The sequence below is a fragment of the Kocuria subflava genome, assembly GCF_012163155.1.
Lineage (GTDB): Bacteria > Actinomycetota > Actinomycetes > Actinomycetales > Micrococcaceae > Kocuria > Kocuria subflava.
This window is the reverse complement of the sequence record NZ_JAAVUN010000138.1, coordinates 1-665: the sequence shown is the minus strand read 5'-3', so window position 1 is coordinate 665 and position 665 is coordinate 1. Positions and strand designations below refer to the sequence as shown.

General features: G+C 64.5%; 1 protein-coding gene. It reads left to right on the top strand.

Annotated elements, in window-relative coordinates; genetic code table 11:
- The coding region (locus GTW58_RS13405) for an alpha-amylase family glycosyl hydrolase (protein ID WP_245195276.1) at positions 1-665 on the top strand (665 nt) is incomplete at both ends.

Genomic DNA, 665 nt, shown 5'->3' with positions numbered 1-665 from the left:
GGAGGTCCAGCCCGGGCAGCGCTACGGCTACCGGGTTCACGGCCCATGGGACCCCGCCAACGGAAACCGCTGCAACCCCGCCAAGCTCCTCCTGGACCCCTACGCGAAGGCCGTGGACGGCTTTGTCCGTGAGTGGGGCCAGCCCCTGTTCTCCTACAACTTCGGTGACGAGGACTCCTTCAACCAGGACGACTCGGCCGAGCTGATGATGAAGGGCGTGGTGATCAACCCCTACTTCGACTGGGAAGGGGATCGGCCACCCAAGAAGCAGTACCACAAGTCGGTGATCTACGAAGCCCACGTCAAGGGCCTCACCGAACAACACCCCGAGGTCCCCGAGAACCTGCGCGGGACCTACGCGGGCGTGGCCCACCCCGCGGTGATCTCGCACCTCAAGAAGCTGGGCATCACGGCCATCGAGCTCATGCCGGTCCACGAGTTCGTCCAGGACTCCACGCTCCAGGAGAAGGGGCTGCGCAACTACTGGGGATACAACACGATCTCCTTCTTCGCCCCCCACCACGACTACGCGTCATCGAGCACCTTGGGGGGGCAGGTCCAGGAGTTCAAGGCGATGGTCCGTGCCCTGCACCGGGCCGAGATCGAAGTCATCCTGGACGTGGTCTACAACCACACCGCCGAGGGCAACCACATGGGTCCCACCC